This is a genomic window from Tatumella morbirosei, assembly GCF_000757425.2.
Taxonomy (GTDB): domain Bacteria; phylum Pseudomonadota; class Gammaproteobacteria; order Enterobacterales; family Enterobacteriaceae; genus Tatumella; species Tatumella morbirosei.
Genome location: NZ_JPKR02000005.1, coordinates 849,977 through 875,433, shown reverse-complemented (window position 1 = coordinate 875,433; position 25,457 = coordinate 849,977). Strand labels below are relative to the sequence as shown.

25 protein-coding genes are annotated in these 25,457 nt (G+C 49.4%); 9 read left to right on the top strand and 16 right to left on the bottom strand.

The window, feature by feature from the left end; genetic code table 11:
* Positions 1-11: 11 nt before the first annotated feature.
* The 7 genes from aroB to HA49_RS19560 form a co-directional block, all read right to left on the bottom strand.
* On the bottom strand, positions 12-1,100 hold the full coding sequence (aroB, locus tag HA49_RS19590; protein WP_038016527.1) for a 3-dehydroquinate synthase: 1,089 nt from the start codon (positions 1,098-1,100) through the stop codon (positions 12-14).
* Between the two features lie 39 nt (positions 1,101-1,139).
* Positions 1,140-1,661: a shikimate kinase AroK gene (gene aroK, locus HA49_RS19585; protein ID WP_029685383.1), complete on the bottom strand. Its 522-nt coding sequence runs from the start codon at positions 1,659-1,661 to the stop codon at positions 1,140-1,142.
* Positions 1,662-2,020: 359 nt separating this feature from the next.
* Complete coding sequence (locus HA49_RS19580) at positions 2,021-3,292, bottom strand: secretin N-terminal domain-containing protein (RefSeq protein ID WP_052752560.1); 1,272 nt, start codon at positions 3,290-3,292, stop codon at positions 2,021-2,023.
* On the bottom strand, positions 3,282-3,626 hold the full coding sequence (locus HA49_RS21635; protein ID WP_038016525.1) for a DNA utilization family protein: 345 nt from the start codon (positions 3,624-3,626) through the stop codon (positions 3,282-3,284). The genes HA49_RS19580 and HA49_RS21635 overlap by 11 nt, the downstream gene beginning before the upstream one ends.
* Entirely contained in the window at positions 3,619-4,119 is a 501-nt protein-coding gene (locus HA49_RS21630) for a HofO family protein (protein ID WP_169748790.1), read from the bottom strand. Before HA49_RS21630 ends, HA49_RS21635 begins: the two co-directional genes overlap by 8 nt.
* Complete coding sequence (locus HA49_RS19565; RefSeq protein WP_038016522.1) at positions 4,109-4,672, bottom strand: PilN domain-containing protein; 564 nt, start codon at positions 4,670-4,672, stop codon at positions 4,109-4,111. Before HA49_RS19565 ends, HA49_RS21630 begins: the two co-directional genes overlap by 11 nt.
* Complete coding sequence (locus HA49_RS19560) at positions 4,669-5,499, bottom strand: type IV pilus biogenesis protein PilM (RefSeq protein ID WP_052752559.1); 831 nt, start codon at positions 5,497-5,499, stop codon at positions 4,669-4,671. The genes HA49_RS19565 and HA49_RS19560 overlap by 4 nt, the downstream gene beginning before the upstream one ends.
* 119 nt (positions 5,500-5,618) lie before the next feature.
* Between HA49_RS19560 and mrcA the strand changes: the two genes are divergently transcribed.
* Positions 5,619-8,171 carry a peptidoglycan glycosyltransferase/peptidoglycan DD-transpeptidase MrcA gene (gene mrcA, locus HA49_RS19555; RefSeq protein ID WP_038016521.1) on the top strand — a complete coding sequence of 851 codons (2,553 nt, stop codon included), beginning with the start codon at positions 5,619-5,621 and terminating at the stop codon, positions 8,169-8,171.
* 59 nt (positions 8,172-8,230) lie between these two features.
* On the opposite strand, the gene nudE is transcribed toward mrcA, so the two are convergent.
* Entirely contained in the window at positions 8,231-8,791 is a 561-nt protein-coding gene (gene nudE / locus HA49_RS19550; protein WP_038016520.1) for an ADP compounds hydrolase NudE, read from the bottom strand.
* A 382-nt stretch (positions 8,792-9,173) separates the two neighbouring features.
* Here nudE and HA49_RS19540 point away from each other — a divergent pair, with 382 nt between their 5' ends.
* The 4 genes from HA49_RS19540 (at position 9,174) to pckA (ending at position 14,838) form a co-directional block, all read left to right on the top strand.
* Positions 9,174-11,306, top strand: a complete 2,133-nt coding sequence (locus tag HA49_RS19540) for an IgaA/UmoB family intracellular growth attenuator (RefSeq protein WP_038016517.1) — start codon at positions 9,174-9,176, stop codon at positions 11,304-11,306.
* Positions 11,307-11,649: 343 nt separating this feature from the next.
* Positions 11,650-12,054, top strand: a complete 405-nt coding sequence (gene hslR / locus HA49_RS19535) for a ribosome-associated heat shock protein Hsp15 (RefSeq protein ID WP_038016516.1) — start codon at positions 11,650-11,652, stop codon at positions 12,052-12,054.
* Between the two features lie 24 nt (positions 12,055-12,078).
* Positions 12,079-12,945 carry an Hsp33 family molecular chaperone HslO gene (gene hslO, locus HA49_RS19530; protein WP_038016514.1) on the top strand — a complete coding sequence of 289 codons (867 nt, stop codon included), beginning with the start codon at positions 12,079-12,081 and terminating at the stop codon, positions 12,943-12,945.
* 267 nt (positions 12,946-13,212) lie between these two features.
* The gene (pckA, locus tag HA49_RS19525; RefSeq protein ID WP_038016512.1) at positions 13,213-14,838 is read left to right on the top strand and encodes a phosphoenolpyruvate carboxykinase (ATP); all 1,626 of its coding nucleotides are present in this window, start codon (positions 13,213-13,215) and stop codon (positions 14,836-14,838) included.
* A gap of 43 nt (positions 14,839-14,881) precedes the next feature.
* On the opposite strand, the gene envZ is transcribed toward pckA, so the two are convergent.
* A complete protein-coding gene (gene envZ, locus HA49_RS19520) occupies positions 14,882-16,237 on the bottom strand; it encodes a two-component system sensor histidine kinase EnvZ (protein ID WP_038016510.1) in 1,356 nt (451 codons plus the stop codon).
* Complete coding sequence (gene ompR, locus HA49_RS19515) at positions 16,234-16,953, bottom strand: osmolarity response regulator transcription factor OmpR (RefSeq protein WP_025901501.1); 720 nt, start codon at positions 16,951-16,953, stop codon at positions 16,234-16,236. The genes envZ and ompR overlap by 4 nt, the downstream gene beginning before the upstream one ends.
* A gap of 328 nt (positions 16,954-17,281) precedes the next feature.
* Here ompR and greB point away from each other — a divergent pair, with 328 nt between their 5' ends.
* Positions 17,282-17,761: a transcription elongation factor GreB gene (gene greB, locus HA49_RS19510; RefSeq protein ID WP_038016507.1), complete on the top strand. Its 480-nt coding sequence runs from the start codon at positions 17,282-17,284 to the stop codon at positions 17,759-17,761.
* A 98-nt stretch (positions 17,762-17,859) separates the two neighbouring features.
* Positions 17,860-20,181, top strand: coding sequence for a Tex family protein (locus tag HA49_RS19505; protein WP_038016505.1), 2,322 nt, complete (start codon positions 17,860-17,862; stop codon positions 20,179-20,181).
* 90 nt (positions 20,182-20,271) lie between these two features.
* Here HA49_RS19505 and HA49_RS19500 read toward each other — a convergent pair whose 3' ends face one another.
* From HA49_RS19500 to bioH, 3 genes are all read right to left on the bottom strand, one after another.
* A complete protein-coding gene (locus HA49_RS19500) occupies positions 20,272-20,574 on the bottom strand; it encodes a putative quinol monooxygenase (protein ID WP_038016503.1) in 303 nt (100 codons plus the stop codon).
* A 172-nt stretch (positions 20,575-20,746) separates the two neighbouring features.
* Positions 20,747-21,016, bottom strand: a complete 270-nt coding sequence (locus HA49_RS19495; RefSeq protein ID WP_038016501.1) for a YdgH/BhsA/McbA family protein — start codon at positions 21,014-21,016, stop codon at positions 20,747-20,749.
* A 168-nt stretch (positions 21,017-21,184) separates the two neighbouring features.
* The gene (bioH, locus tag HA49_RS19490; protein WP_038016499.1) at positions 21,185-21,955 is read right to left on the bottom strand and encodes a pimeloyl-ACP methyl ester esterase BioH; all 771 of its coding nucleotides are present in this window, start codon (positions 21,953-21,955) and stop codon (positions 21,185-21,187) included.
* 32 nt (positions 21,956-21,987) lie between these two features.
* Here bioH and gntX point away from each other — a divergent pair, with 32 nt between their 5' ends.
* Both gntX and nfuA read left to right on the top strand, forming a co-directional pair.
* Positions 21,988-22,671, top strand: a complete 684-nt coding sequence (gene gntX, locus HA49_RS19485; protein ID WP_038016498.1) for a DNA utilization protein GntX — start codon at positions 21,988-21,990, stop codon at positions 22,669-22,671.
* Positions 22,672-22,728: 57 nt separating this feature from the next.
* Positions 22,729-23,304, top strand: a complete 576-nt coding sequence (gene nfuA, locus HA49_RS19480) for a Fe-S biogenesis protein NfuA (protein WP_038016496.1) — start codon at positions 22,729-22,731, stop codon at positions 23,302-23,304.
* A gap of 48 nt (positions 23,305-23,352) precedes the next feature.
* Here the strand turns inward: nfuA and HA49_RS19475 are convergent, their stop codons facing one another.
* The 3 genes from HA49_RS19475 to glpE are packed head-to-tail and all read right to left on the bottom strand — an operon-like array spanning position 23,353 to position 25,347.
* On the bottom strand, positions 23,353-24,111 hold the full coding sequence (locus HA49_RS19475) for a DeoR/GlpR family transcriptional regulator (protein WP_038016494.1): 759 nt from the start codon (positions 24,109-24,111) through the stop codon (positions 23,353-23,355).
* 46 nt (positions 24,112-24,157) lie between these two features.
* Positions 24,158-24,991 (bottom strand): rhomboid family intramembrane serine protease GlpG, encoded by an 834-nt coding sequence (glpG, locus tag HA49_RS19470; RefSeq protein WP_038016492.1) that lies wholly within the window; start codon positions 24,989-24,991, stop codon positions 24,158-24,160.
* Between the two features lie 23 nt (positions 24,992-25,014).
* A complete protein-coding gene (glpE, locus tag HA49_RS19465; protein ID WP_072055969.1) occupies positions 25,015-25,347 on the bottom strand; it encodes a thiosulfate sulfurtransferase GlpE in 333 nt (110 codons plus the stop codon).
* Between the last annotated feature and the right edge of the window lie 110 nt (positions 25,348-25,457).

Below are 25,457 nucleotides of genomic sequence, written 5' to 3'. Positions count from 1 at the left end.
ATGTCGTATTATCAGTCTGCCTGACAATCATTGATTGCAGCTAAAACAATATCATGTGCAACACCACTTCTCACTTCTGACTCACCAATATTGCGTGGCAGAACCAATCGAAGTTCACCACCCAGTACTTTTTTATCGCGCATCATGTGCGGCAGGTATTCTTCAGCCGCCATTTCACGTGGTCCTTTCACCGGGAGTCCGGCGCGTTCCAGCAAGGTAATAACCCGTTGAGTATCTTCGGTGGTAAACCCATTAACACGTTCTGCCGTTCGGGCTGCCATCACCATCCCGGCAGCAACAGCCTCACCATGTAGCCAGTTACCGTAGCCCATATGAGCTTCAATAGCATGCCCAAAGGTATGACCCAGATTCAACAACGCTCTAACCCCGGATTCACGTTCATCTGCCACGACGACATCCGCTTTAATCTCACAGCAACGACGGATACACCATGAAAGTGCATTTTCATCCAGAGCCACTAATTCTTCCATGTGCTGTTCCAGCCACACAAAAAATTCTTTATCCAGAATAATACCGTATTTAATCACTTCTGCCAGTCCGGACGAAAGCTCACGTGCTGGCAGGGTTTTCAGGCAATCAGTATCAATAATGACCGACACGGGCTGATAGAATGCGCCGATCATATTTTTACCCAGAGGATGGTTAACTGCGGTTTTCCCGCCGACAGAGGAATCGACCTGAGAAAGTAAGGTCGTCGGCATCTGGATAAAACGAACGCCACGCTGATAACAGGCAGCCGCAAACCCGGTCATATCACCGATGACTCCGCCACCAAGGGCTATCAGAGTGGTATCCCGACCGTGGGGTTTTTCGAGTAATGCTGTGAAGATTTTCTCAAGGACGGTCAGAGTCTTATATTGCTCGCCGTCAGGTAATATCACCTGATCAACGATAACGCCTGCAGCCGAGAGTTTCCGGATGACAGAACTCAGGTAAAGCGGTGCCAATGTGTCATTGGTCACCACCATCGCATGATCCCCGGCACTAAGTGGCCAGTATGATGCAGGATCATCAAACAAACCTGCAGCTATGCTGATCGGATAACTACGTTCTTCAAGTGAGACCGTGATCTGCTCCATAATGATCGATACCCTGCGACTGAGTCTGCTTAAGACAAATTAATTACTTTCCAGCATATGAATAATCTGATTTGCGACCACTTTAGCACTTTGCTCATCGGTTCTGATGGTCACATCTGCAATTTCTTCATATAGAGGATTCCGCTCATCGGCCAGTTCTTCCAGTACTTCTCTCGGAGGAGAATCAACCTGAAGTAACGGACGACGTTTATCACGTTGGGTACGTGCCAGCTGCTTTTCTATCGTGGTTTCCAGATATACCACCACGCCGCGGGCCGAAAGCCGATTGCGGGTTTCACGTGATTTTACTGAGCCACCGCCCGTCGCAAGGACAATTCCCTGTTTTTCAGTAAGCTCATTGATGATTTTTTCTTCGCGATCACGAAAACCATCTTCGCCTTCTACATCAAATACCCAGCCAACATCAGCTCCGGTACGTCGCTCAATTTCCTGATCGGAATCATAAAATTCCATATTGAGTTGCTGAGCTAACTGACGACCAATAGTGCTTTTGCCGGCACCCATAGGCCCAACCAGAAAGATATTTCGTTTCTCTGCCATTTTATCGGTATTACTAAGAATTCGTTGATGATACCCCGCGTTCAGCCTTGCTGACAGGCGGGACAGACACTGAGACCTCATAAGTGTTAATAAGAGTCAGACAAAAAATTATCTCAACACTCAGGGCCATTTGGCAACCAAATAAATGATCTCCGGTGAAGCTTTCTCCCCACGGAGCGATATTTAACCGTGTGATTTGTTCATTTTTGCAACAAACAAACGGCAGGCAATAGCCATAACCTGATATTTTATCTGGTCCCGGGCAGCTGCTCCGGGTTTACAAAATCGCTAATCTTTTATGCTAAATAATGGGCTGCGTCAATGTTGATCCCTGCCGGACGCGAGAATAGCTGTCTTTATCAGGGAAATATCAGTCTGGGAGTGATAAATATCACAAGTTCCCGCTTAGTTTGTTGACTCACGTCACGACGAAATAAACGACCAGCCACCGGAAGTTCTGCCAACCCGGGCACCTTATTCTGCTGTTGACTTTGATGTTGCTGAAAAATCCCGCCCAGTGCCAAAGTTTGTCCATCCTGAATCGTTACTTTGGTCTCAATCTCCTGTTTATCAATGCTCAGAGGCACATTACTCCCTTTTTGCAAGGCTTTACCGGGTACATTCTGGCTGATACGAATAGTGAGCCGCAGGTTACCTTCTCCAAGCACTTCCGGAGTAATTTTCATACCCAGCACTGCTTCTTTAAACTCGACGGTCGCCACTTCGTCCTTACCCTGTGAAACGACATAAGGAATCTCCGTCCCTTGTTTAATCGAAGCTGGATTCCCGTGAGAGGTGATAAGCCTGGGACTGGCAATGATTTCGACCTGATTCTCCTGCTCAAGCGCACTTAATTCAAGGTTGAGCATCTTTCCGTTAAGCCTTGTCAGCGTCATTCCGGCGGTAATAAAAGGTGATTCAGCCTGCAAAGGAATATTCAACGTCGGGGAAGACAAAATGTCATCCACTAGTGTGCTGCCAGTCAGTCCCCAGTTAACCCCGAGTTCATTCAATTGCTCCTCGCTAATAGTGACGATATGGGCGGTGATTTCAACCTGAGGGATTGCAACATCAAATACTTTTATCCATTGCGCGATATCTGCCAGCGAAGACTCAGTATCCTGAACAATTAACATATTTGCTCTACTGTTCAGTGAGATACGCCCGTTCGTGGTCAGTAAACCAGAACGTTCATTTTGTAATAGCGAGCGGATCTCATTGACGTCGGTATAACGAAGAACAAAACGTTGAGTCTTCAAAGGAACATGATTCTTCTCTGGCAGATGAGCAAGTTCCTGCTCCTGTTTCTTCGGGGGTACTGGCGAAACACGCAGTATGTTTTGCCTGAGTTCAGCCTGGACACCCGCTATTTCTGCCACCAAAGAAACTGCCTGTGGCCAGTCAATCTGATGTAACCGCACTGATATTTCCCTGTTCACCCCCGGAGCAATCACCAGATTCACCTGCCGAAATTCGGCCAGGCGATAAAAAATCTGGTCCACAGGAGTGGCTTCAAAATCAAGTGTTATCATATTGCTACTGGCAGACGTTGCAGAAGCAGAAGCAGAAGCAGAAGCAGAAGCAGAAGCAATACAAGCCAAAAGGCATAAAAACAGCATGTCAAACTTCATTACGATATCCTTTCGTCAGTGTCATAACCCATGCGGGAAGTCGGCATTCCGGACGATGTCGAAGAATGACCCGCCCCCGGTCAATCTGTTCAACCTGCCATAATGTTCCCGGCAGGAACTGGCCCGGTAACAATAAATAGTGCCCCTTCTTTGGGTGCAGCATTACGACTGCCTGTTTGCCCTGCTGCTGCAGAGTTCCCCGGAGTTGCCATTGTGCTTCGCTGCTCGCATCAGTCTGGCATAGCTGACCATCAGCCAGAGGACGGAAAGGATCACGTTCGCTACACAGTACACTGCCTGTAAACAGACACAGCAAAAACCAGGCATTATTCATGGAGATTAAGCCATATTGCCAACTGCAATCTTTCATCTGACTCTGAACGGTTTTCCAGGGAAAAGCGGCCAGGGTACATGGGCGGATTGAGCTGTGCCATCTGTAGGAAGAGTTCAGTAACGTCAGGCCATCGAAGTTCCAGTTGCAATTCCACAGGCTGGGCACCATTACGCCAACGAATGACTTTCCTCTGGCCAGGTGAAAGCAATTGCTCCAGCGAGCCTGCGCCCTTCTCTTTCTGACCTTCATGATCGGACTGCCACAGGATACGCAGCTGTTCAGGCGTGGCCAACTCAGCATACTGTTGGCGCTTTTCTGTCAGAATCATGCGCTGCTGCAGATATCGTTGTTCACTGTATTGATAACGTCTCCACTCAGGCAAAAGAGTTATATAGCAGGCAGAAAGAATGACAGAGGCCGACAGGACGCTGAAAACTATCCACTGCTGACTGGGTGGCCGGAATAACAAAGACAGGCAGGTATCATTCATCATTGTTTTCCTCTGAAAATTTCATCACTTCCGCCAGGGCAGCTTTTAGTGAGAACTGATATTGTCCGGCAGCAGCCGGCCCTAGCTCCTGAATATCGATACGGGTAAAAAAAGGCTGAGCCCGAAGACGACGACTAAAGATGAATAAACTCGTCAGAGTATCTGTCTGGCCTCTCAAAAGCAGGCTGCCTTGTTGCTGGCTTAAAGAATGCAACCATACTGAGTCAGGCATTAGTACAGGCAGTTGCGATAAGAACATATTCCAGTGCAGGAGGGTCTTTTGCTGGCGGCGATGAGCACTATTTTGCCGTTGTGAATCGAGCAACCGCTGATTCAGTTGTTGTTGCAGAGCCAGTAACTGAACTGTTTCCTGAATGGCTGCCTCCTGCTGGCTCCCCCACAAATCTGAACGAATCCGGTACCCTTTCAGGTACAGCCTGAAGCCTGCGGAAATCACAGTCACTGAGAGCAACAACAATGCAATTCCTGACAGCCAAAGCCCCTTTCTGCGACGAAGGATTTTTTCCCGCCACGGCAATAAATTCACCCCGGTCATAGCCTGTCCCTCTGACGCAGTGCAAGTCCGGCGGCTAAAGTAAAACTACTGTCAGGAACCGGTGATGGGGGATCACGATGAGTGAACAGAGAAAAAAGTTGAAAGGGGTGAAATCCCGGTGGCAGTGGTTGCTGCGGGCTGCAACAAAACAGACGCTCTGTGGCTTCAGGACATTGTTCCAGACACACTGCGGCGGCATCGGGTGATTGCTGGCGAAACTTCCAGCCATCACTGACAACGCCGTTCCGGCAACAGGACCACATCCAGAATATTTCACTGCCATGCAGTAAAATCCTGTCACCAGCCTGTGGAAGCCGTTTCATCACCACGGCCAGGCAGCCTGGCATAAGCTCAAAAACATCAGGGCAAAGACCGGCACGTTGGAAAAGTGTTGTCCATTGCCGGAGCACCGACTGACTGGCCAGGGTGACAGATACCTGTAGTGGGTGTGCCCTACTGTATTGATAATCCAGAGCCAGAGTTCCATGGCCTTCCGGAAATAACTGACCAGATGCGGTACGGACATAATGGCCAAGCCGGGGTTCATGAAGCACAGTTGGCGGGACGTTCAGACTTCGTCTCAGCACCAGATGAGGGGGTAACCCTACCCGCAATGAAAATTTTTCCGGCCATTGTTTCTGCCACTGTCTCAATAGTTTAACCAGCTCTTCCTGTGGCATGTGATTAGCTTCAGCACTATTCTGAACACTGAGGGCATGTTGCCACTGCTCACAGAGTTGCCACCCCCCGCGCTTTCGCTGAATAGCCAGTGCGGTGACCTGTTCGGGCTGGATATCCAGCCCAATATTCCAGTGAGAAAAGAACATCGGCGACACCTCCGTTGTGTCTGTTCCGTAAAATGACGTATCAAAGCATCCCTCTTGCATTTATACTACGCGCCGATTGTTTATAAACTATCCGGTTGACCTATAGCGGGAAATTTCAGGTGAAGTTCTTAAAGTATTTATTCATTTTTGCAGTGTGTTGCGTGTTGCTGGGACTCGGCTCGGTTTATGGCTTATACAAGTATATTGAGCCCCAGTTGCCTGACGTAAACACCCTGAAAGACGTTCGCCTGCAAACACCCATGCAGGTGTACAGTGCTGATGGCGAACTTATTGCACAATTTGGTGAAAAACGACGTGTGCCGCTCAAGCTAAACCAAATCCCACCGGAAATGGTCAAAGCCTTTATTGCCACCGAAGACAGTCGTTTTTATGAACACCATGGTGTTGACCCGGTCGGTATTTTCCGTGCCGCCAGTATTGCGTTAATGACGGGACATGCAACGCAAGGCGCCAGTACAATTACGCAGCAGCTGGCACGTAACTTTTTCCTCACACCAGAAAAAACACTGATGAGGAAGATCAGGGAAGCCTTCCTGGCCATCCGCATTGAACAACTGCTCAGCAAAGATGAAATCCTTGAACTTTACCTGAATAAGATCTATCTGGGTTACCGGGCTTACGGTGTCGGCGCCGCAGCTCAGGTTTACTTCGGTAAAAACGTCGACCAGTTAACACTGAGCGAGATGGCGATGATCGCCGGTTTACCTAAAGCACCCTCAACGTTTAACCCGCTCTATTCACCGTCCAGAGCATTAGCGCGACGTAATGTGGTCCTGTCACGTATGTTGGATCAGCACTACATAACCCAACAACAATATGATGAAGCGCGTCAGGAAAAAATTGATGCCAGCTATCATGGCCCGGAAGTCGTCTTTACCGCACCTTATATTACCGAGATGGTCCGTCAGGAGATGGTAAAACGTTACGGTGATAATGCGTATACCGATGGTTTTAAAGTCTATACCACCATTACCCGCAAACTGCAGACCGCAGCGCAGGATGCCGTGCGTAAAAACGTTATCGACTATGATATGCGCCATGGTTACCGCGGGCCGCAGAAAGTGCTATGGAAAGCGGCCGATCAACCCTGGGATAACACCCGGATTACTGATGAGCTGAATTCTCTGCCGGTGTACGGTCCTCTGTATCCGGCGGTGGTGATGTCTGCGACTCCGGACTCAGCCAGCGTCATTATGAAAGGAGGTTCAACGTTATCTCTGTCTCTGGATGCCGTTCGCTGGGCAAGACCCTTTAAGTCCGATACTCTGCAAGGTGCCACCCCACGAGCAGTTAATCAGGTACTCCAGCCTGGGCAGCTTATCTGGGTACGCCAGGCCGACAGCCAGTGGATGCTGGCTCAGGTACCCGATGTTAACTCGGCGCTGGTATCACTTAACTCAAAAACCGGCGCAATTATCGCCCTGGTAGGCGGGTTCGATTACGGCCAGAGCATGTTTAACCGCGCCACCCAGGCATTGCGTCAGGTGGGTTCTAACATCAAACCTTTCCTCTATACCGCTGCGATGGATAAAGGTCTGACACTGGCAACGATGCTTAATGATGCGCCGATTTCCCGCTGGGATGCCGGTGCCGGAGCCGACTGGCGACCTCACAACTCACCTAATACTTATGACGGACCGATCCGTTTACGTGAAGGGCTTGGATTATCGAAAAACGTGGTGATGGTCAGAGCCATGCGGGCAATGGGTGTTGACTATGCTGTGAAGTATTTACAACGTCTTGGTTTCCCGGACCAGAATATTGTTCATACCGAATCTCTGGCATTAGGTGCAGCCTCCTTCACCCCTCTGCAAATGGTTCGTGGCTATGCCACATTAACCAACGGCGGATTCCTGATCGATCCTTGGTTCATTCAACGGATTGAGAATGCCGACGGTACTACTGCCTTTGAAGAAAAACCAAAAATTGCCTGCCCGGAGTGTAATATCCCGGTAATTTATGGTGATACGCCAAAATCTGCGGCACTCAATGAAGAAAGCATTGAAAATGTGGCCATCCCCGGACAGACCTCCTCCACGCCGGCAACACCACCGCAGACCGACCTTGAACAGGCCCCTGACCAGACCACAACCGATCAGCAATATGCACCTCATGTGATCAGTACACAGCTTTCTTTCCTGATCAAAAGCGCACTGAATTCGAATGTGTTTGGTGAACCAGGCTGGCAGGGTACCGGCTGGCGCGCAGGCAGAGATCTGAAACGAAATGATATCGGCGGTAAAACCGGTACAACCAATAATTCTAAAGATGCATGGTTCTCCGGATTTGGCCCGGATATCGCGACGACAGTATGGATTGGCTTTGATGATGCCAGGCGCGATCTTGGACGCAGTACATTATCTGGTGCGATAAAAGATCAGGCTTCGGGCTATGAAGGCGGTGCGAAGAGTGCCCAACCTGCCTGGGATGATTATATGAAAGTGGCTCTGGACGGTGTACCGTTACGCCCTCTGGTTCCCCCCGAAGGGATCACGACCGTCACCATTGACCGAAGTACCGGGAAATTGTCGAAAGGAGGCAGTAACAGCCGCCAGGAATACTTTATTACCGGAACCCAACCCACCGAATATTCGGTCAATGATTCCAGTCCAACGATTATGGATAACGGCCAGAGCCACGATCTGTTCTGAGTATGACGATGAATCAAAAAAGCCGGCACTGCCGGCTTTTTTGATCAGGTCCGGCATACTTACACGAGCCTTCCCTGTCTGGTAAGCCATTCACGCAGTAAAAATAAGGCACTGACGTTACGGGCTTCGCTGAACTGATCTTTTTCCAGTAAAGACAGCAGATCATTCAACGGCCAGCGATGAAGAATAAGAGGCTCAGGTTCATCTCCCTCCAGTTTTTCCGGGTAAAGATCTTCTGCTACGATAATGTTCATCCGACTTGAAAAGTAAGAAGGGGCCATCGTCAGACTGGCCAGTAATTCTGTTTTCCTGGCACCATAACCTACCTCTTCTTTCAGTTCGCGCTGGGCTGCCTGTAAAGGTGTTTCCCCGGGATCAATCAGTCCTTTCGGGAAACCCAATTCATAGCTTTCCAGACCTACGGCATATTCTTCAATCAGCAATACCGAATCCCCGTCCAGGGCCAGGATCATCACAGCCTCACGCGAGGAGGGCTTCATCCGTTCATAAATCCGCCGCTCTCCGTTACTGAATACCAGGGAAACTTCCTGGATAGTAAACAGTCGGGAACGGGCAACCTCACTGACTTTTAATATTTCCGGCTTTTTCAGGAGACCCATTGATAACCTCGAAAAGAGCGTTGTTATGAACGCATTTGTAGTTAAAAGCTATTGAACCACAGCTACCCCTTTAAGCTCAAATTTCTCAGACTGACTCTTCACATCTGTCATCAGGTCAGGCATTATTTTCCGCACCGCTATACCTGAAAAGGTCTGCTATACAATCAGAATAAACCGATACCCTGCAGATACTGTCCATCATAGAATGATCCGGGCATAGCGTATTTATCTATCACCGGAATATATGATCCTCTAATAATGAAATCATTTCCATTGCATGGATGACTGTCAATGGCAATATTTTCGATAAAAAATGACAATGCTGCATTTTTTCCGGGATAAATCACCTTTGTGAATTTTTCAGGGCCAGGTTGAACACTGCATGAGCATGATGATCACTCTATTGGCATTGGCAATTATATTGACAGTCGCCGCAATAATTTACGTCACGAAGTTCCGGACTTCCCCGGAGAAAATACTATTACGGACACCTGCCTCGCTCCGTAAGATTTCTTCAGACGAAAAGCAGGCTGTTGTCAGATATCTGTCCGGTATCCCAGGCCAAACCAGGCCGTTCCTGTCGCTGTTAAACAAGCATAATGCCAGTAAAGATCCCGTCTTAACGTTGCAGAGCAACAGAGTTTACTCGGTTACTCACCCGATAACCCGCTACGGCCTCTCTACTGAATCGCCTCAACAACATCGTTATTATCTGGATACGTTAGAGATTCATCTTCCCCCTCTCTGGGAAAAATTTATTACGGCAGAAAATAGTATTGAGCTCATTCCTGCCGGTAACATCCTGCTGGTCACTGCACTGAACGGGCATCAGCTCACCAGTTATGACCGGGAAGTTTCTGAGCTTCCGGCCCGGCGCGCTGCTCCGGCCAACTCCTCTGCGTCTATCCGTAAAGAGAAAAGTAGTAATATAGAATTGCTGCATATCCGCAAAGAAACCCCGGAAGAACACCAACTTTCAAGACCTGACGGCACCGCTGAAGCTCTGATAATTTGCCTTGCGATGCTGATTTTATTTTTGAGCCAGTTGGTTCCGGCCGGACTCATGTTGTGGCTGGCTCTTCCCGCTCTGTTGATGATCGCCGGAAGCGTCTGGTTTATCTACCGCCCTGCCCGGTTAAGTGATTTTCAGGAAATACACTGCATGAAGGGAATCCCCAAACGCTGGGGATTATTTGGTGAATCAAACCAGGAACAGAGCAATATTTCCCTGGGCGTGATTGATCTGCAGTACCCTGAATACTGGAAACCTTATATTCATCATGATCTGGGCAAGATCACCGAAATTGATATTAATGCCAGTAAACAGGTCGTGCGCCAGGGACGCTTCCTCTCTTTGCACGATGAGATACGTGAATTTCCACTGGTTCGCTGGCGGAAGAATGCCATTCTGGCGCTTGGTTCCATTCTGACTCTGATTATGATGATAAGCTGGGTTCCGACGGGTACCCCTTTTAAACTCAGTATGGCCTGGCTACAGGGCACTCAGCGAATCGAAGTTACCTCACTCAAACAACTCTCGTCTATGAAACTTCAGGTGGGAGACCTGCTGAATGTCAAAGGCCAGGGAATGTGTTCAGTACCCGGTACTTATCAGGGAAGCAGAATGTACGGCTATATGCCTTTTGACTGTTCAGCGATTTACTGGAATAACGCAACGCCCCTGCCGTTACCTCAGTCTGAAACGATAGATGAAACCCTGGCATTGTTGGAAACTATCCGCCGTCAACTGCACCCGGGCTCAGCAGACAGCCTGAAAATCAACCCACAATTGGCTCTGGCTATCGAAAAGTCCGGGATGATACTGCTTGATGATTTTTCCGACATTGTCATCCAAACCAATCAGCTATGTGCTCAACCCATGGATTGTACCCGGCTGAAAAATGCTCTGGTCAACCTGGAAAATGCCAGGGACTGGAATGCTCTGGTGACTAAAGCAAAATCAGGACAGCTGAATGGTATTAATGTTCTGCTCCGCCCGGTCAGCGCTTCCACGCTGGAAAACCTGGTCAACAGTGCCGCAGCAACCTTCTTTACCAGCGAAACCCGTAAAGCTATCGAAACTCTGAACAGCCCGCCACCTGGCGGCTATCTGCTGATAAGCGATCAGGGGCATCAGTTTGTCAGACAGCCGCAACCGGATGTGCCGTTATTTAATCTGGATGCACCGGAACAGTGGGATGAACTGCAACGCATCTCCTCCATGTTGTTACATACCCCGTTCAGTGCCAGCGGGATAATTACCGCCCTGACCGTTGATGCAAATGGGACCACTCATGTTTCTCTTCATGAAGCTCCCGGTAACGGGGTATTATGGCGTTATCTGCTAACCTCCTTGTTCTTAATCGCTCTGGTGGTATGCCTGGTGGTAAATTGCGTGTTGCTGTTACGTGGCATCCGTAAGGATCATCTGCGTAGTCTCGCCATCCAGCAATATTACGATAAATGCTTCAATCCAACTCTGGGTAACTCCGTGGATACACGTTCATTGTTCTGAGCCCCTCTGAATATGGTAATCTGCCGCCCTGCAAACAGAAACACGGTCGGTCGGTGATAGTCACTCAGTACCTGATTCACCGTTATACTGTAAATACACGGCCTGCTGTGTGATAAAATTATCATGGGGATGTCAGTTATCATCATACGATCTGGTATCGCAAGGTTGCAGATATGATGATCAGGATGTGCTCAGTTTCTTGATTTACCGATATCCACCCATACTTACAGATAGCGCAGGTCAGGTCATTAAGTTTCAGACCAGACCGCCCACTGTTGCCACCTCGGTTATGCTTTGCATAACCGGTAATGTACAGCAGTTCGAGGATAAGACGGGGGTCAGCATGAAACCACAGGATCCCGGCCAGGATGTCCGGCTGGATAAATGGCTTTGGGCAGCTCGTTTTTATAAAACCCGGGCTATTGCCAGAGAGATGATTGAAGGCGGCAAGGTACATTATAACGGTCAGCGAGCGAAACCTGGTAAGCATGTTGAAATGGATGCACAGCTGATTTTGCGCCAGGGAAATGATCAACGTACAGTAATTGTTACCGGGATTAGTGATCGCCGTGGCAGTGCCACAGATGCACAATTACTGTACCGGGAAACGCCGGAAAGTATTGAAAAACGAGAGGCTCAGGCCTTAGCCCGCAAACAGTTTGCCCTGACGATGCCACATCCGGATCGACGCCCGGATAAAAAAGAGCGCCGTCATTTAATTAAATTTAAATTAACGGGTGATGAATAAAATATTCGCCCTGAGAGAGACCTTATGTCAGTACAAGACCAACTCCATCGTTTCTTATTCAACAATGTTGCCGTCCGTGGTGAACTGGTGAATGTGTCACAAACCCTGCAGGACATTGTTAAAGACCATGACTACCCACAGCCGGTTCAGGAACTGTTGGCGGAACTGCTGGTCGCGACCAGCCTGATGACTGCAACCCTGAAATTTGAAGGTGACATTACTGTGCAGTTACAGGGAGATGGCCCGCTATCTATGGCAGTGATCAATGGTAATAATCATCAGCAGTTGCGCGGTGTAGCCCGGGTTCGCGGCGATATCGCTGCCAACAGTACACTGAAGCAGATGGTCGGCAACGGTTACCTGATTATTACCATTACCCCGGAGAAAGGTGAACGTTACCAGGGAGTGGTCGGGCTGGAAGGTGACACTCTGGCCACCTGTCTGGAAGATTATTTTATGCGTTCCGAACAGTTACCGACCCGGATTATTATTCGGCAGAATGAACAAGGGGCTGGCGGGGTTCTGTTGCAGGTACTGCCGGCGCAGGACACGGACGCCAATGATTTTGAGCATCTGGCGACATTAACCGATACCGTTAAAGCCGAAGAGTTGGTTTCACTTTCCGCGACTGACGTGTTGTGGCGTTTATATCATCAGGAAGAAGTGACTGTCTTCGACCCGGTTGATGTGGTATTCAAATGCACCTGCTCCCGCCAGCGGTGTGGGGAAGTCCTAAAGACCGTTGCCAGCGATGAAATTGATCAGATTCTGGCTGAAGATGGTCAGATAGATATGCATTGTGATTATTGCGGCGCACATTATATTTATGACGCTGTCGATGTTGCTAATATTCGTAACAATGCCGTGGCGGGTAGCGACTCAATTCATTGATTTCCCGAAGGAGCGTGCCTCGTTGCACGCTCTTCCTGGTCTCTGTTTAACCGTTTGTTGACATGAATTGTTTAAATTAATGCCAACAATTAAATTGAATTACAACCAGCATCACACTTTTTCCCGCCCCCACTTTCTGCATTATCTATCCGGTGTAAACTGCCTGGATTCATCAGACAGATTATATTCCATCCGGCATGGATCAATCTGTCAGTCATCAAACCAGGCACATCCATTTGCAATTTCAGGATTCAAAGGAGCAGTCGTATGTCTTCCAGACACGGGAAGTTACCCGATCTTTCGCCATTAGGTATCACCGCCCCGTCAGAGATTATTTATAACCCTGACTATGACACACTGTTTAATGAGGAAATGAATCCCGGGCTGCAAGGATATGAGCGTGGAATACTGACAAATAATGGGGCAATTTCTGTTGATACCGGAATTTTTACCGGCCGTTCGCCGAAAGATAAGTATATCGTCCGTGATGACACTACCCGCCACAATGTGTGGTGGAGCGACAGCAGTAAAGGAAAAAATGATAACCAACCACTGTCTCAGGAAACCTGGCAGTCACTAAAAAAGCTGGTCACGTCAGAGCTGTCAGGCAAACGCCTGTTTGTGGTGGACGCTTTTTGTGGCGCGAACCCTGACAGTCGTCTGAGTGTGCGGTTTGTGACCGAAGTGGCCTGGCAGGCGCATTTCGTCAAAAATATGTTTATCCGGCCGACTGAGGCGGAACTGGCAGAATTTGAACCCGATTTTGTGGTGCTGAATGGCGCGAAATGTACCAACCCTGACTGGCAGTCTCAGGGCCTCCATTCAGAAAATTTTGTCGCATTTAACCTGACAGAGCGCATCCAGTTAATTGGCGGCACCTGGTACGGTGGCGAAATGAAGAAAGGGTTGTTTGCGGTAATGAACTATCTGTTACCTCTGAAAGATATCGCTTCCATGCACTGCTCTGCAAACGTCGGGAGAAAAGGCGATGTGGCCGTATTCTTTGGGCTGTCAGGTACGGGAAAAACGACGTTGTCTACCGATCCGGCCAGAGAGCTGATTGGTGATGATGAACATGGCTGGGATGATGATGGAGTCTTCAACTTTGAAGGAGGTTGCTACGCCAAAACTATCCACCTGTCCGCAGAAGCTGAACCCGAAATTTATCAGGCTATCCGTCGTGATGCATTGCTGGAAAACGTGGTGGTACTGGCCGATGGTAGTATTGATTTCAATGACGGCAGCAAAACCGAAAATACCCGGGTCTCTTACCCGATTAACCATATTGATAATATTGTTAGCCCGGTATCGAAAGCGGGTCATGCCCGTAAAGTTATCTTCCTGACCGCTGATGCTTTTGGTATTTTCCCTCCAGTATCACGTCTGACCCCTGAACAGACTCAGTACCACTTTTTGTCTGGTTTCACCGCAAAACTGGCCGGAACTGAACGGGGAATAGTTAAGCCTTCTCCCACCTTCTCAGCCTGCTTCGGTGCTGCGTTTTTAACTTTGCACCCGACACGTTACGCTGAGGTGTTACTGAAGCGTATGCAGGCTGCCGGGGCAGAAGCTTACCTGGTCAATACCGGCTGGAACGGAAAAGGCTCACGTCTTTCACTGAAAGATACCCGGGCCATTATCAATGCTATTCTGAGCGATGAGTTACAACAGGCTCCGCTGCATACTCTTCCGGTATTTAACCTGCAGGTTCCTGTCTCTCTGAAAAATGTGGATGACCGGGTTTTAGATCCACGCAACAGCTGGGAAAGTGCAGAGAAATGGCAGGAAAACGCAGAGGCTCTGGCACGTAAGTTTATTGATAATTTTGAACAATATACGGATACTGAGACCGGTAAAGAGTTGGTGAAAGCGGGCCCGGTACTGCATAACTGACCGCAGGCTGACGGGATGAGCATTCCCGTCAGCCTGCCAGCATTCAATGGCCAGAGGTGGTCGTCTGAGGGAGTTCTGAGGCCGGGACCGGCAACCAGGCTCTTATACGTAATCCCCCCTGTTCACTTCTGCCAATTTCCAGTTCTCCGCGATGAGCATCAATAATACGCTGTACTATCGCCAAACCTAAGCCAGTACCACTGGTACTGCGTGCACTGTCGCCCCGCACAAAGGGCTGTAACAGATGCTGAATCTGTTCAGGTTCTATTCCCGGACCATTGTCTTCCACCTGGAACCATGCCCTGTTCAGCTCGCGGCCGCTACTGACCCGAATCCAGCCATTTCCGTAGCGGGCAGCATTGACCACCATATTGGCCACTGCACGCTTAACAGATAGCGGATTGATATCCAGCAACAACTCACTGGTCATCACCGCGTTATCAATTTCGCGTTCGTAACCACTTTCTGCAGCAACCACCTCACCCAGCACAGTATTCAGGTCAACCCGCTCAGTCTGCATTTCTTGCCCGGTACGCAGGTAATCGATAAATTGCTCGATAATCGCGTTACACTCTTCAATATCCTTATTAATAGATTCGGACAAATAGCGTTCTTCCTCCCCCATCATCTCGGTTGCCAGACGAATACGGGTCAGCGGAGTCCGTAAATCATGACTGACACCTGCCATCAACAAAGTGCGATCATCAGCCAGTTGTTTAATTCCGGCCGCCATCTGATTAAACGCCCGGGTCACAGAGCGAACCTCAGAGGCACCATACTCCCGAAGTGGCGGAGGAATAATCCCCTGCCCGACCTGCAGGGCAGCATGTTCCAGTTCAACCAGTGGCCGGTTTTGCATGCGAATAAACAGCCATGCACCGCAAATCGCCAGCAGCATAATCGCGAGGGTATAACGGAACAGCGGGGAGAAATCCCCCTGATGAATCTCAGTCAGTGGAACCCGCACCCAGATATCGGGTGACAACCAGGTTTTCAGCCAGACGACCGGGGAATTTTTATTGACTTCCACCCGGACATCGGTCGGTCCCCCCAGTTGCTGAGCCATCTGATCACTGAGAAACTCGTAATGCTGAGCCCAGCGTAACCCCCCTTCCTCCGCGGCCGCATTGGTATACAGTGAAATACCTAATTCCCGATAAATCTCCCGGCGAAAGGCCGGAGGAACTTCGAGTTGCGTCCCATCTTCCAGTTGCAGCTTATCCGTCATCAGCATTCTGACTTCATATGCCAAAACCTTATTGAATTGCTGCAAACTTGGCAGAATAGCGAAGTTAAGCACGACCAGATAAGTCGTTACCAGGCTGACGAACAGCAAGGTAACGATTAATAGTAAGGTACGTGCAAACGAACTGCGTGGCGAGAAGCGGAATCGCTTCATGCTTTACTGCCGTCCGGAACAAACACATATCCAAGGCCCCAGACAGTCTGGATGTAACGTGGGTGTGCCGGATCTTCTTCAACCATGCGACGCAGACGGGAAATCTGAACATCGATAGAACGTTCCATAGCGCTATACTCACGGCCACGGGCCAGATTCATTAACTTGTCACGGGACAAGGGTTCACGGGGATGGCTGACCAGCGCTTTAAGCACTGCGAATTCCCCACTGGTTAATGGCATTGGCTCATCTTCACGGAACATTTCCCGGGTACCGAGGTTCAGTTTAAATTTACCAAACGCAATCACCGCTTCTTCCTGAGAAGGTGCACCCGGCAACTCATTTGCCTGACGGCGTAAGACGGCACGAATACGGGCCAGCAGTTCACGCGGATTAAACGGTTTAGGAATATAATCATCAGCCCCTATTTCCAGCCCGACAATCCGGTCAACCTCTTCACCCTTGGCGGTCACCATAATAATCGGCATCGGGTTACTCTGACTGCGTAAGCGACGGCAGATAGAAAGGCCATCTTCGCCCGGCAGCATCAGGTCCAGAACCATCAGGTGGAAAGATTCACGGGTCAGCAGGCGATCCATCTGTTCAGCATTCGCCACACTACGCACCTGAAATCCTTGCTCTGTCAGATATCTTTCCAGCAGTGCCCGCAGTCGCATGTCATCATCGACCACCAAAACTTTGTAATTTTCCTGCATTTCTTCACTCCCAAAGGCACAATTGCCTGATGCTGTATTGTTAAAAAAGATATATTACAGTGACAGTTTATAATGGTTTATATTCTGGCCAAAATTGTTACAAAGCATATTAAACAGCAAGTTATGTCTGTTTTGGTCTGAGGAAGCCAGGGAAATGTATTGAATTTACACAAACTTTTCTCCTGTCTTGTAAAGTTGCTTCCGGGTCATTATTTCTGCCCCACAACCCGTTTTCGGGCTCAGATGACGAAATTCTGACTTCCACGGACGCGCCTCCCTACAAATGCTGACTGTTTACTGACACTTCATTACGTCCCGGGGATCCCGAATGAGAACGCCACTGATTACACGTGAAGGCTACAATCAATTAAAGCAGGAACTTGACTATTTGTGGCGAGAAGAACGCCCTGAAGTGACAAAGAAAGTCACCTGGGCTGCCAGTCTGGGTGATCGCAGCGAAAATGCTGATTATCAGTATAACAAAAAGCGGCTAAGGGAAATTGACCGACGGGTTCGTTATCTGACAAAAAGTCTTGAAGCATTACGTATCGTTGATTATTCGCCTCAGCAACAAGGCAGAGTATTTTTTGGCGCGCTGGTAGAAATTGAGAATGATGAAGGTGATATCCGGAAATTCCGTATCGTGGGTTACGATGAGATCTTCGGCCGTAAAGACTATATCTCCATCGATTCTCCGATGGCCAGAGCCCTGTTAAAAAAGGAACCCGGCGATACTGTCAGAGTCGAAACACCCGTTGGCATTGCTGTCTGGTATGTGAATTCCGTCACCTACCCTGACGCCGGGTAGGAATATCTCCCAAAGCGAGCGCGGCTACTGGCATTTTGTCCGCTCAGTCCGTATAACTGTCCGCTATAAATTAACCCCGTAGAAACCTGATGCAAAAGATGAAAAATTCGCTAAGCCAGATTATTGCAAGTGAACTTCAGGTGCGGGCAGAGCAGGTCGATTCTGCCGTGCATCTGTTAGACGAAGGGAATACCGTGCCATTTATTGCACGTTATCGTAAAGAAGTGACCGGTGGCCTGGATGATACACAGCTGAGACAGCTGGAATCCCGACTGGGTTATTTGCGTGAACTCGAAGATCGTCGTCAGACTATACTCCGCTCCATCGAAGAACAGGGCAAAATGACCCCCGCTCTTGCCACTGCACTGACCAGCACACTGAGTAAAACTGAGCTTGAAGACCTGTACCTTCCATTCAAGCCGAAACGTCGGACCCGTGGGCAGATTGCTATTGAAGCCGGGCTTGAACCTCTGGCCACACAGTTATGGGAAAATCCTCAGTCTGATCCTGAAACTACCGCCCAGCCGTATGTCGACGCGGATAAAGGAGTCGCAGACAGCCGCGCCGCTCTGGATGGTGCCCGCTATATCCTGATGGAAAAATTTGCCGAAGATGCCGTTCTGTTGGCCAAAGTTCGTGACTATCTGGCAAAAAATGCACACCTGGTTTCACGGGTCGCCGAAGGGAAAGCCGAAGAAGGTATAAAATTCCGCGATTATTTCGACCACCATGAGCCACTGTCTTCAGTCCCATCTCACCGTGCATTAGCCATGTTCCGTGGCCGAAACGAAGGGATACTGCAGCTGTCGATTAATCCGGACCCACAAGCGGATGAGCCGCCCCGCGAGAGTTATGGCGAAACGCTGATTGCCAGCCATTTACAGGTCATTTTTAACAATGCTCCGGCCGACAACTGGCGTAAAGCCGTGATCAGCTGGACCTGGCGCATTAAAGTGTTACTCCATCTGGAAACTGAACTGATGGGTACCCTGCGCGAAAAAGCGGAAGAAGAAGCTATTAATGTTTTCGCCCGCAATATGCATGACCTGCTGATGGCTGCTCCTGCCGGGATGCGTGCCACAATGGGGCTCGACCCCGGTTTACGCACCGGCGTAAAAGTTGCAGTAGTCGATGCTACCGGCAAACTGGTGGCGACCGATACGGTGTATCCACATACCGGACAGACTGCAAAAGCAGCAGCGGCTGTTGCTGCGCTTTGCACCCGTCACCAGGTAGAACTGGTTGCTATTGGAAATGGTACCGCCTCCAGAGAGACCGAACGTTTCTTCCTCGATCTTCAGAAGCAATTTCCACAGGTCACCGCGCAGAAGGTGATCGTTAGTGAAGCCGGAGCGTCAGTCTATTCTGCGTCCGAACTCGCCGCTCTGGAATTCCCTGACCTGGATGTTTCATTACGGGGAGCAGTCTCCATCGCTCGCAGGCTTCAGGACCCACTCGCCGAACTGGTTAAAATCGATCCTAAATCGATCGGTGTTGGCCAGTATCAGCACGATGTCAGCCAGAGCCTGCTGGCGAAAAAACTGGATGCTGTGGTGGAAGACTGTGTGAATGCGGTAGGTGTCGATTTGAATACCGCATCGGTTGCCCTGCTGACCCGTGTTGCGGGCCTGACACGGATGATGGCCCAGAATATTGTCAATTGGCGCGATGAGAATGGACGTTTCCATAACCGCCAGCAACTCCTGAAAGTCAGCCGGCTGGGGCCAAAAGCGTTTGAACAGTGCGCCGGCTTCCTGCGGATAAACCAGGGGGATAACCCGCTGGATGCATCCACGGTCCATCCTGAAGCTTACCCTGTGGTAGAACGCATCCTGGCAGCTACTCAGCAGGCTCTGGATGAGTTGATGGGTAACAGTGCTGCAGTGCGATCATTAAACGCCTCACAGTTTACTGACTCCCGTTTTGGTCTGCCTACTGTGAACGACATTTTAAAAGAGCTGGAGAAACCCGGCCGCGACCCACGTCCGGAATTCCGGACTGCTACTTTTGCCGAAGGCGTGGATACGATGTCTGACCTGCTGCCAGGTATGGTTCTGGAAGGCTCGGTTACGAATGTCACAAATTTCGGGGCATTTGTCGATATCGGGGTTCATCAGGACGGACTGGTACATATATCTTCACTTTCCGACAAATTTGTCGAAGACCCTCATCAGGTGGTGAAAGCCGGTGATATCGTGAAGGTGAAAGTGCTGGAAATTGATTTACAGCGTAAACGTATTGCTTTGACAATGCGCCTGGACGAACAACTATCAGAGCGTCGTAAACCGGTAGCACAAGCAAATACAGCAGGACAATCGCGCCCACAAGCTCGTCAGGATAATGGCAAATCTCGTCAGAAACCTGCAGGCAACAGTGCCATGGAAGATGCACTGGCGGCGGCCTTTGGGAAAAAACGTTAGATCCGACCTGACAGTAAAGTCTGGCGGACCACAACAACGTGTTCCGCCAGCTCTGCTATTTTATGTACATTGCGAGGTATATCAGTAGACTTAGTGGTCGGCCCCGGCAACAGGCACAGATTTAATCACTTCAATATCAGCACGCCCACCAATAGCGGCACCGAGTTTTTTAAAGGCCGGTGACTGCTCATGTTCTGTCAGATGTTGTGCGGAAGTCCAACGCTCAAGCATCAGAAATTGTGAGGCATTCGCGAGGTTCTGATGAAGGATATAGGCTTCACAACCCGACTCCTCCTGCACTTCTCTTTCGGCGATTTTCAATGCTTCAGCAACAGCCTGTTCTTCGCCCGCTTTTGCGGTAATCAATGCAGTAACAGTAATAACCTGACTCATATCTGACCTTTAGATAGAAAGTGATATACCGGCAACATCGGCGGTATAGATTTGATTTTTAAGTATGCAACGCTAAGACAGGGAATGACAACCAGCGAAAGAACAGAGAAGCATTACAAGGTAAAAAATCTCACCACATGCAGGCAACTTAGGTTGCCTGCATGAAGAAATGTTATTTGTAAACCTCAGCCACTGCACTGATACGACCATGTTCACGTCCGGCGATAACTCTGAAGTATCTGCCACCTTTTTTGTCGGCCTCGGAGGAGAGAATTTTATGAGCATCCATCGGGGAAGTTGCATGATTAGTCGTGGATATCGTACCCAGTGACTCGAGTTTCATCTCATCTACCTGCTTTTGAGTCACTTCTTCGGCTGCAAATGCCGAAAAGGAGAACACACCTGCCACCAGAGCGGTTATTGTATATTTAATAAATTTCATAGGGTAAGCCTCTTAGTTTGTCGTTTAATCATATAAACCCACGGCATAGAGGGATAGCTCTGAGTGAACAGAGAATCCATGTACTGCAGTCCAGTCGGGGTAATTCAGGGACTCACCTAAATTATTAGTGTGCAACCGGCAAACAGGCAACAAACTTACAAATAAAATTCAACAATAACGCAAAAAGTCATTAACAGACTGGCAAAACAAATCCGGATGAGAAATAAACGGTGCGTGCCCGGCTTTTCCGATAACTACCGACTGACCTTGTCCTGCCAGTTGATCCACCTTACCGGCAATGACTCTTGGCACCAGACCATCCAGTGCTCCATAAATCCGCAGGAAAGGGACATTCAGCAGGGGTAGTTGTTCACGCAAGTCCGTGGTTTGTAATATTTCCAGTCCGGTATTCAGCACTGACAGATCCGGCAGAGGTTGCGACAAAATGGCCTCACGCAGTAACCGGGTATCCTGCCGTGCCGTTTCGGTGCCGAGGGTTTGTAGTGCCATAAAGCGATCAATGGTTTTTTCAAAATGGTGACTGAGCTGCTGACTAAACCCTTGTAATACTGAAGGTTTGATTCCTGGCCAGTCTTCCTGTTCAGTGAAACAGGGAGAGGAGGCAACGGTAATTAGCCCGCGTACCGGGGTCTCTGCCAGCCCGGCCAACCGGGTCGCCACCAGGCCACCCAGCGACCAACCCACAATCAGCGAATTGTCTGGAATCTGCGCCTGCAGAATGGCTACCATTTGCTCCAGGCTCAGGGCCGGAAATCCCTGACTGCGTCCGTAACCCGGCAGATCGACCAGATGCAGGCGAAAATGTGCACTGAGTGGGCCGATCACCGGCCGCCATACTTCGGCATTCAATCCCCAGCCATGCAGCAGCACAAGATCCGCTTTTCCCTCTCCACAAGTATGCCAGTAAAGCGACATGATAAATGACCCCCGTAAATAAACATCAGGATACCATGCTTACTCTGAAGAGTTATTGCTGGTTATGTCATCTGCCACTGGCCCTACCCGCCACTGGTATATGTAGTAGCTGCCAGCGTCGTCTTCCACGCTTGCCGGCATTGTGCCTGCGTTGCGGCTTGCCTGTAGCAACGGATAGCGCAGAATGTGGCCGCTGCCTGCAAAAGCCCCCGCCGTGGCAACACCTGGTCTGTGCAGGAGATTATCAACCACCACTGAGCAGGCTGTTACATAAATTTAAATTTTCCGGCTATACCGCACTCTCGGTGATGCTTGCCCGGCTTATTTTGCTAAGCTGGATTAAGCAACACAGAGAGCATGGACTACATAAACCGGATATCCTGCTATGCTCACCGTTACACAAACAACGGCTCCGGCAGCGGGGATTCAACCAGTCAGCCTTACTGGCACAACCATTGGCTCACTGGCTGGGCTGTGAGTTTGATTCAGAGGCTTTACGCCGTACCCGTAAAACGGCTGTGCAGCATCAGTTGAATATCTCGCAGAGAAAACAGAATCTTCACAATGCGTTTTGTATTGAAAAACAGCTGGCAGGACTCCATGTTGCATTAGTCGATGATGTTGTGACCAGCGGTAGTACTGCCGGTGAAATATCACGATTACTGGCCCAATCTGCTGTGGCTGATATCCAGGTCTGGTGCCTGTGCCGAACCTTGTAGAGTCACAGTGATGGGCGTATTATAACCCACTGTTTCAGTCAACTATTGAGCAATGCTATGATCCGTATTACTGACACCGCCCAGGAGCATTTCGCTAAGCTTCTCGCTAAACAAGAAGAAGGCACACAGATCCGTGTGTTTGTGATCAATCCGGGGACCCCTGGTGCAGAATGTGGTGTCTCCTATTGTCCTCCGGATGCAGTGGAAAGCACAGATACTGAACTCCGCTTCGACAATCTGATAGCTTATGTTGATGAGCTGAGTGCCCCTTATCTTGAAGAGGCTGAAATCGATTTTGTGACCGATAACCTCGGCTCTCAGCTGACCCTGAAAGCACCGAACGCAAAAATGCGTAAGGTTGCTGACGATGCGCCATTGATTGAACGGGTCGAATATCAGTTACAGGCCCAAATCAACCCGCAACTCGCAAGCCATGGCGGTAAAGTATCGCTGATGGAAATTACCGATGACGGTTATGCTATCCTGCAATTTGGTGGCGGATGTAACGGCTGTTCAATGGTGGATGTCACCCTGAAAGAAGGGATTGAAAAAGAGCTTCTGGCCGCGTTCCCTGAACTTAAAGGAGTACGTGACCTGACAGAACACCAGCCAGGTGAGCACTCTTACTATTAAACAGCAAACAGCCCGCAACGTCTTCCAACGCAATGCGGGCTGTTTTGTTTAGCAAAGCACCAGTTGAACATCACTCTGGATAATGGCTTTCAGCAACTCTTCCGGCGGTTTCTTATCGGTATACAGACTGTCCAACATACTGATACTGCCAAGATTAACCATGGCACTACGGCCAAACTTAGAATGGTCGGTAACCAGAATCACATTTCTTGAATTCTCAATGATTGCCCGTTTGGTACGTACTTCGTGGTAATCAAACTCCAACAATGCACCATCCATGTCGATCCCGCTAATACCAAGGATGCCGTAATCAAGACGGAACTGCGAGATGAAGTCCATAGTTGCTTCGCCTATCACCCCCCCGTCCCGTGAACGCACATCACCGCCTGCGATAATCACCCGGAAATCCGGCTTCGCCATCAGTAACAAAGCAACATTCAGGTTATTAGTTACCACCTGCAGATGGTTATGATTCAGTAATGCATGGGCCACTGCTTCCGGGGTAGTTCCGATATCAATAAACAGTGTTGAACCGTCCGGAATTTGTGCAGCCACCTTCTGAGCTATCCTGGCTTTTTCTTCCGAAAACATCATCTTACGGTCATGCCAGGCCGTGTTTTCTGCACTGGAGGGCAATGCTGCACCGCCGTGGTGGCGCTGAATATGATTCTGTTCAGCCAGATCATTCAGATCGCGACGAATGGTCTGCGGGCTGACGGAAAAATGTTCGACCAGCTCTTCAGTACTCACATATCCCTGACGTTTTACCATTTCAATAATCACGTCATGACGCTGGGTCTGCTTCACATTACACTCCTCTGAAGGTAGGTTATGAGATTCATTATTTTAATTGTCAGCGCTGTTTTATCGCCGCCCGGCTGTCCATGTAGGCCATCGCCAGCCCGACCAGCAAACCGGTGAAATGTGCCATATTCGCGATCGACATACCGAACAAACCGTAATAACCCACCACCAGCCACAGAATAGAAAAAACAATCAGCCCTCGCTCCAGATAGACGCCGCTGTCAGGGTCCAGCTCTCCCCGTAACCAGCAATAACCCATCAGGGCATAAACCACTCCGGATAATCCGCCAAACCAGACACCACTAAATTTCGCCTGCATCCAGCCAGTCAGCAAAGCAGATATCAGGGTAATCACAAACAGTTTGCCTGTGCCGAGCCGTTTCTCAACCGCACCGCCGAGATACCACCACCACAGCAGATTAAACAGAATATGCAACAACGAGAAATGCAGGAAAGCATGGCTAAACCAGCGCCAGACCTGAAAATACTGGTCAGGTCCGTCGGGCCATGATAACCAGCTCAATACAGTTTCATCTCCCAGTATCTGCATCAGGATAAACACCACAATACAGATAGCCGACAGGGTCATAGTCATAGGGCCACCGCGCTCACGGATGGTCCGCCACAGATGACCACGGGGATAACTCATCTGAAACCGGGTATCGCCACTTTCCCAGCTTGCTGCCTGATAACGGGGATGATTGGGATCACGCAGAAACTGGCTTAATTCATCTTCTGTCACTGCCAGTTGTTCTTCATCATCCAGCCATAAAAGATAGTGTTGCTGCTGTTTTTCGAGGTGCAGACGGATACCGCGGGTCGCCATATAATCGATAAATGCCTGAGCCATGCGCGGGTTCGAAAACTGAGAAATACATTTCATGAAAGAGCCCCTGCATCACCTCTTCAGTTGTGACCCGCGTCACTGCGGATTTGCGACGGGAAGGCGATCCTCCACGCATCAAAACCACCATCGACACTATAAACCTGATCAAACCCCTGATTAATCAGATACTGTGCAGCACCTTTACTACTATTGCCATGATAGCAAAGGACTAATACCGGCTGATCCATATCTGCACTGGCAATAAAATTGTTCAGTGTGCCATTGGTCAGATGGAAGGCCTCAGCCACATGTGCGGCTTCAAAGCTTTGTGGATCGCGGATATCCACCAGCAAAGCTCCTTGCCGGAACTTTTCACCGGCCTGCTGCACGCTGATACACTCGTAAGTTTCCATAATGTCTCTCATTCACCTCATCAGATCACTTCACTGCTGTGTATTGTAACCCGATATTGGCTTTCAATAATCCGTTAAAAAATCGCCACAGGGTTTTTTGTTGTGTCGTT